Annotated in this window: 5 protein-coding genes; all 5 read right to left on the reverse strand. The window is 72.1% G+C overall.

Features of this window, described 5'->3' with window-relative positions; all coding sequences use genetic code 11:
• Positions 1 to 91: 91 nt before the first annotated feature.
• Positions 92 to 2,599, reverse strand: coding sequence for an ABC transporter permease (locus EBO15_RS34765; RefSeq protein WP_233616635.1), 2,508 nt, complete (start codon positions 2,597 to 2,599; stop codon positions 92 to 94).
• Entirely contained in the window at positions 2,596 to 3,390 is a 795-nt protein-coding gene (locus tag EBO15_RS34770; RefSeq protein ID WP_122198719.1) for an ABC transporter ATP-binding protein, read from the reverse strand. Before EBO15_RS34770 ends, EBO15_RS34765 begins: the two co-directional genes overlap by 4 nt.
• 417 nt (positions 3,391 to 3,807) lie before the next feature.
• Positions 3,808 to 4,488 carry a response regulator gene (locus EBO15_RS34775; protein ID WP_034484997.1) on the reverse strand — a complete coding sequence of 227 codons (681 nt, stop codon included), beginning with the start codon at positions 4,486 to 4,488 and terminating at the stop codon, positions 3,808 to 3,810.
• Between the two features lie 58 nt (positions 4,489 to 4,546).
• On the reverse strand, positions 4,547 to 5,722 hold the full coding sequence (locus tag EBO15_RS34780; RefSeq protein WP_233616636.1) for a sensor histidine kinase: 1,176 nt from the start codon (positions 5,720 to 5,722) through the stop codon (positions 4,547 to 4,549).
• 201 nt (positions 5,723 to 5,923) lie between these two features.
• Positions 5,924 to 6,811: a RecB family exonuclease gene (locus tag EBO15_RS34785; protein WP_378240235.1), complete on the reverse strand. Its 888-nt coding sequence runs from the start codon at positions 6,809 to 6,811 to the stop codon at positions 5,924 to 5,926.
• Positions 6,812 to 7,225 lie beyond the last annotated feature (414 nt).

A 7,225-nucleotide genomic window follows, 5' to 3' on the forward strand; every position in this document is an offset into this window, starting at 1 on the left:
ACGCCCCGCACCGGGACCGTGCGCCGAAACGACGAATCCCGGCGCCAGGGCCTGGGGCCCTCACGCCGGGACGTCGCTCGTCCGCGGGGGATCAGTCGGTCGAGATGGCCTTCAGGACGTCCATCCGGCCGGCGCGCCACGCGGGCCACAGCGCCGCCAGGACGCCGATCACCGCCGCGACGACCAGGTAGGTCACCAGCGTCCCCACCGGCACCGACAGGACGTTCAGGCCCTCCTTGCGCAGCGCGTGCTGCAACGCGGCCCCGAACGCCACCCCGATGCCGATGCCGAGCACGGCGCCGAACACCGCGATCACCACCGACTCCGCGCGGATCATCCGCCGCAGCTGCCGGCGGCTGATCCCGATCGCGCGCAGCAGCCCGATCTCCCGGGTCCGCTCGATCACCGACAGCGCCAGCGTGTTGATCACACCCACCGCCGCGATGATCACCGACATGACCAGCAGGACCGTCAGGAACGTCACGAACCCGTCGACCTGCTTGCGCGCGTCGGCCTTCAGGCCCGCCTGGTCCTGCACCTTCACGTCCGGACGCGCCGACAGCGTCTGCTCCAGCGCGTGCTTGGTCGCCGCGTCCGCCTTGTGCGCCGTCACGATGATCACCTCGACGGACGGGTCCGCCGTGTGCGCCAGGTACGCGCTCTGCGAGAGGATCCGCGACCCGAGGAACTCGTTCTTCGCATAGACCCCCGACACCCGCAGCGTCTCGGTCCTCCCGTCCGGGAACAGCACCGGCACCGACGAACCCACCGACAGCGAGTTCTTCTTCGCCGTGTCCTCGTCGACCAGCATCCCGTCGCGGCCGAGCGTCCCCGACCCCGACACGAACTTCGCCCGGGTGCCGCTCAGCATCTGCGGCGTGTCACCCGCCGCGTACCGGACGCGCTTCCCGGAGACCTTCGCGTCCCCCGAGTACATCGCGCCCGCGTCCGTGACACCGCCGGTCGCCCTCACCTTCGCGACCAGGTCCGACGACAGGCCGCCCGCGCCGGTCGGCTCGATCACGTAGTCCGCGCCGAACTGCTTGTCGACCTGCGACTCCACCGACGACCGCATCGACGACCCGAGGACGTTCACCGCCGTGATCAGCGCAAGGCCGATCATCAGCGCGGACGCCGTCGCCGCCGTCCGCCGCGGGTTCCGCAGCGCGTTCTGCCGCGCCAGCCGGCCCGGCGTCCGCAGCAGCCGCGCGAACGGCCACCCCAGCACCTGCACCGCCGGCCTGCTGATCACCGGGGCGAGCAGCGCCACACCGAGGAACACCGCGAACGCGCCCGCGCCGACCGGCACCGCCGGGTTCGACACGTGCCCGAACAGGCCCAGCCCCATCAGCCCCGCGCCCGCCAGCGTCAGCAGCGACCCGAGCGCCATCCGGATCCGCATCGACCGCTGCGGCAGCGCCACGTCGTCCCGCATCGCCGCGACCGGCGGCACCTTCGCCGCGCGCCGCGCCGGGAAGTACGCCGACACGACCGTCACCACGATCCCGACCACATACGACCAGATCACCGGCGTCGCCGTGAACGTCAGCGCGCCGCCGCCGCCCGTCGTGGACTGCAGCAGCTCCGCCAGTCCCGCGCCGGCCGCCAGGCCCAGCGTCGACCCGACGAACCCGACCGCGACCGCCTCGCCGATCACCGCCCGCGTCACCTGCGACCGGGCCGCGCCGATCGCCCGCAGCAGCGCCAGCTCACGCGTCCGCTGCGCCACCAGCATCGAGAACGTGTTGAAGATGATGAACGCGCCCACGAAGATCGAGATCAGCGCGAACACCAGCAGGAACGTCCGGAAGAACCCCAGGAACGACGCGACCGACGACTTGTTCTCGTCCCGCAGCTTCGCGCCCGTCACCGCCTCCGTCCCGGACGGCAGCACCTTCGCGACCCGGTCCCGCAGCGCCGCCTCGTCCGGGCCGGTCGTCCCCATCCGGATCTCGCTGAAGTAGCCCGGCTTCATCAGCAGCCGCTGCGCCGTGGGCGTGTCGAACGCCACGAGCGTCGTGCCCATCATGTCGCCGATGTCGGCCGTGCCGACGAGGGTCACCTTCTGCGGCCCCGCCTTCACCAGGACCGTCACCGGGTCGCCCACGGCGTACCCGGCCTTCGACGCCGACTCCTTGTCGAGGACGACCTCACCGGCCGCCGCCGGGGCACGCCCCGCCACCATCCGCGCGATGCCGTCGCCGGTCCAGTTCGTCCCGAGCTGCGGCGGGCCGTTCTGACCCTTCCCGACGATCTTCCCGTCCTTGCCGACCAGCGCCGCGTACCCGTCGACGGTCCCCACCGGGTCCTTCACCCCGGGCACCGTCCGGACCTTCGCCAGCACCGACTGCGGCAGCGGCGGACGCGCCGAACCCGGGTCGCCCGAGTCGACGACCTTCACCGCGCGGACGTCCACCGCGACGTTCTTCCCGATCCGGTTGAACAGATCGTCGAACTTCTTGTTCATCGTGTCGGTGAACACCAGGGTCCCCGCCACGAACGCCACACCCAGGATCACCGCGACGGCCGTCAGAACCAGCCTGATCTTGTGCGCGGACAGGTTGCGCAGGGTCACCCGCGCCATCGGTACGGAGGTCATCGAGCCCCGACCCCCGGCAGCTCGAAGCCCTTCATCCGCTCCAGCACCCGCTCGGCCGTCGGCTGCTGCATCGTGTCCACGATCTGCCCGTCGGTCAGGAACAGCACCTGGTCGGCGTACGCCGCCGCCGACGGGTCGTGGGTGACCATCACGATCGTCTGCCCCATCTCCCGCACCGAGTCCCGCAGGAACGACAGGACCTCCGCGCCCGACCGCGAGTCCAGGTTCCCCGTCGGCTCGTCCGCGAAGATGATCTCCGGGCGGGACGCCAGCGCCCGCGCGCACGCCACCCGCTGCTGCTGACCGCCCGACAGCTCCGACGGACGGTGCTTCAGCCGCGGCCGCAGCCCCACCGTGTCGATCACCCGGTCCAGCCACGCCGGATCCGGACGCCGCCCCGCGATGTCCATCGGCAGCGTGATGTTCTCCAGCGCCGTCAGCGTCGGCACCAGGTTGAACGCCTGGAAGATGAACCCGATCTTGTCCCGGCGCAGCCGCGTCAGCTGCTTGTCCCGCAGGCTCGTCAGCTCGGTGTCCCCGATGAACACCTCACCCTCCGACACCGCGTCCAGCCCCGCCATGCAGTGCATCAGCGTCGACTTCCCCGACCCGGACGGCCCCATCACGGCGGTGAACCGCCCGCGCGGGATCCCCACCGTCACACCGTCGAGCGCGATCACACGGGCGTCACCCGACCCGTACACCTTGGAGATCCGGTGCCCCCGCGCGGCGAAGTCACCCGCCCCGGGCGCGGTCGCCGCGTCGCTTGTCGAGCGGGCGGAATCAGTCACGTGAACTCCTCCTGGATCAGCGGCGGAACCATCGACGGAACCCGCCGGGTACGGACCGGTGGAAAGGTGATCCGGCCCACACGAAACAGTAGAAGTCGCGGCGTCGCTGAGGATGACCCGAGGGAACGGACTTTCGACTCCACCCTTGGCAGGAGACATCCGCCCGCCATCGTCCGTGGGGAGTAGGCCACCCTGAGAACCACCCAGGGGAAACAGATCAGGGACGCCGCAGAGCCACCACGCCACCACGAAACGGACGCCCGGCCCTCACCCGGCCCGGACCGGCCCCGTCAGACCGCAGTGCCCCCACCGTCGACCCGCGGTGCCACCCCCACCGTCGACCCGCAGTGCCACCCCTGGAAACAGAACGTCCTGGCGCCGCCGACCGGCACCAGGACATAGAACGTCTGCGAGGGCCTACTGCTGGCCCGGGCGGCTCATCCCCGTCTCATACGCGTACACCACGGCCTGCACCCGGTCCCGCAACCCCAGCTTCGCCAGGACGTTCCCCACGTGCGTCTTCACCGTCGTCTCGCTCACCACCAGATCGGCGGCGATCTCCGCGTTCGACTGCCCCCGCGCCACGTGCGACAGCACCTCGCGCTCCCGCTCCGTCAACGTGTCCAGCCCCGGAGGCGGAGACGCGTCCCGCACCGCCGGCAACCGCGTCGCGAACCGGTCCAGCAACCGCCGCGTCACACTCGGCGCCACGATCGCGTCACCCGCCGCCACGATCCGGATCGCCTGCACCAGATCCTCCGGCGGCGAGTCCTTCAGCAGGAACCCGCTCGCCCCCGCCCGCACCGCCTCGATCACGTACTCGTCCAGATCGAACGTCGTCAGGATCAGCACCCGCGGATCATGCGACGCCGCCCCGTCCCGGATGATCCGCCGCGTCGCCTCGATCCCGTCGACACCCGGCATCCGGATGTCCATCAGCACCACGTCCGGCAGCAGCGACCGCGTCAGCTCCACCGCCGCCGCGCCGTCCCCCGCCTCACCCACCACCGCGAGATCGGGCTCCGCCTCCAGGATCAGCCGGAACCCCGTCCGCAGCAACGGCTGGTCGTCCACCAGCAGCACCCGTACCGTGCTCACGCCGCCACCGTCCCGTTCATCCGCCCACTCCACGATCCACCGGCCACCCTACGCGCCGTCACGCCGACAACGGGAACCGGGCCCGCACACCGAAACCCCCGCCGACCCGCGGCCCGATCCGCAACTCGCCCCCGTACAACGCCACCCGCTCGTACATCCCCACCAGCCCATGCCCCGGCTTGTCCCCACTGTCCGCCACGATCGTCGCCGTCCCACGCCCGTCGTCCTCGATCTCCACCGTCAGATCCTCCGCCGTGTACCGCAACCGCACCCACGCCCGCGCCTGCGGACCCGCGTGCTTCAACGTGTTCGTCAACGCCTCCTGGATCAACCGGAACGCCGCCACGTCCACCCCCGGCGACGGCGTCCGCGCCTCACCCTCGATCCACAACTGCACCGACAGGCCCGTCTCCCGCACATGGTCCAGCAACCCGCCCAGATCACCCAGCCCCGGCTGCGGCGCCAGCTCACCCCGCGCCAGCTCGTCCCGCTCGGTCCGCAGCACCCCCACGATCCGCCGCATCTCGCTCAGCGCCGTCCGCCCGACCTCCTCGATCGTGGACATCGCCTCCCGCGCGCCCCCCGGATCCCGGTCGATGATCCGCCGCGCCGCGCCCGCCTGCACCGTCATCACGCTCACATGGTGCGCCACCACGTCGTGCAGCTCCCGCGCGATCCTGGACCGCTCCTCGATCCGCGCCGCCCGCGCGTCCGACCCGCGCGCCCGCTCCAACCGCGCCGCCCGGTCCTCCAGCTCCGTGAAGTACGCCCGCCGCATCCGCAGATTCCGGCCCAGCACCCACACCCCGACCAGCAGCGCGTTGTTCGTCAGGAACTCCAGCAGCGTCGGATGCACCGGGAACGACCACATCAGCGCGTTGAACCCCGCCAACGCCGCCACACCGCCCAGCGCGCTGTGCGCCAGCGCCCGGTGCGCCGCCACGCTGTACACCGCGACCATGAACGCCACGAGATCGGGAATCGACGGCACGTAGTCCCACACCGACAGCAGGAACTCACCGGCCAGCACGATCCACAACGTCGTCAGCGGATACCGCTGCCGCAGCACCAGCGACAACGTCACCGCCACCACCGTCACCGCCTGCCGCGGATCCGGCGCGGCGAACAGCCGCGCCTCCTCCAGCGAACGGTCCGACAGGAACAGCTCCGGAAGCCCCACCGCCAGCAGAGCGAGCGCCAGGACGGCGTCGGCCGCCTGAGGCCGAGCCGCCAACCAGGCACGGAAGGTCCGCAGACCACGGATGCGGGGTGACACGCCTCAACCCTAGGAGGTCACACCAGGTCCCTTGCCCTCCTGAGCGCGGATCCGCACTCCTCCCCAAGAAGGAGACACCGGCCCACCCGCGCGGTACGCCGGGCTCAGAACCCGGTCACGGAAAGGTGCTCAGGGCTCTCGGAGATCACCTGCGGGGGCTCAGAGATCGTCGAGACCCCGCGACGGCTCCGGCACCACCACGTCCCGCCGCGCCACCGGCGCCGTCGGCAGAGGCGGTGGCGTCCCCCCGAACTCCGGGCACCGCTGCCGATGATCACACCAGTCGCACAACCTCGACGGACGCGGACGCCACTCGCCCGACTCCGTCGCCCGCCGGATCGCCAGCCACAGCGCCTCCACCTTCCGCTGCGTCGCCCGCAGATCCGCCTCGTCCGGCGCGTACCGCAGGACCTCACCGTTCTTCAGGTACATCAACTGCAGCAACCGCGGCACCTCGCCCCGCAGCCGCCACAGCACCAGCGCGTAGAACTTCATCTGGAACAACGCCCGCGCCTCGAACTCCGCCCGCGGCGCCGACCCCGTCTTGTAGTCCACGACCCGGATCTCACCCGTCGGCGCCACGTCCAGCCGGTCGATGTACCCCCGCAGCCGCAACCCCGAATCCAGCACCGTCTCCACGAACAGCTCACGCTCGGCCGGCTCGAGCCGCCGCGGATCCTCCAGCGAGAAGTACGACTCCACCATCCGCCGCGCCTCCGCCAGCCAGCCCTCCCGCTCGGCGTCGCCCTCCGCGTCCGCCTCGAACAGGGACACCAGCTCCGGCTTCTCCTCGCACAGCCGCTCCCACTCCGGGCCCAGCAGCTCCAGCGCCGCCGCCGGGGTCCGCCCCGCCGTCGGCAGGTCGTACAGCCGCTCCAGGACGGCGTGCACCAGCGTCCCCCGCACCGCCGCCGGGGACGGCTTCTCCGGAATCCGGTCGATCACCCGGAACCGGTACAGCAGCGGACACGTCATGAAATCGCCCGCCCGGGACGGCGACAGCGACCCCGTCACCTCCGGATCGACCGCCCCCGCCGGCCCCTCCACCACAGCCGCAGGCCCCTCCGCCACGGCCACCGGCCCGTCCGTGGACGCCACCGGCGCACCGCCCGAAACCCCCTCGGAAGGCACACCCGGCCCGCCCTCCCCAGCCGCCCCCGGCACAGCCCCGTCAGCCGCCCCCGCCGCGCTCGCCGTCTCGCTCCCGGCCCCGGTCGTCGTCATGCCCAGCAAGCGTAGGCGACCCCGCCGACGAAATCCCGCACCGGCCGCGGGAGCAGAACCCCCGCTCCGGGGCCGTAGCATCGAGAACGTGACTGACAGCGCACCCGTGACCGACGGCGGCAGCGGCCCCACCGGCTCCGGACCCTCCGGAGACCCCACCGAGCGCCCCACCGGCGCCCCGGCCGGCGGCCCCAGCGCCCCCGGCGACCCCGGCGGCGCCCCCGACCCCACCGGCCC

It is taken from the genome of Actinomadura harenae, from assembly GCF_003696215.1.
GTDB classification, from domain to species: Bacteria; Actinomycetota; Actinomycetes; order Streptosporangiales; family Streptosporangiaceae; genus Spirillospora; species Spirillospora harenae.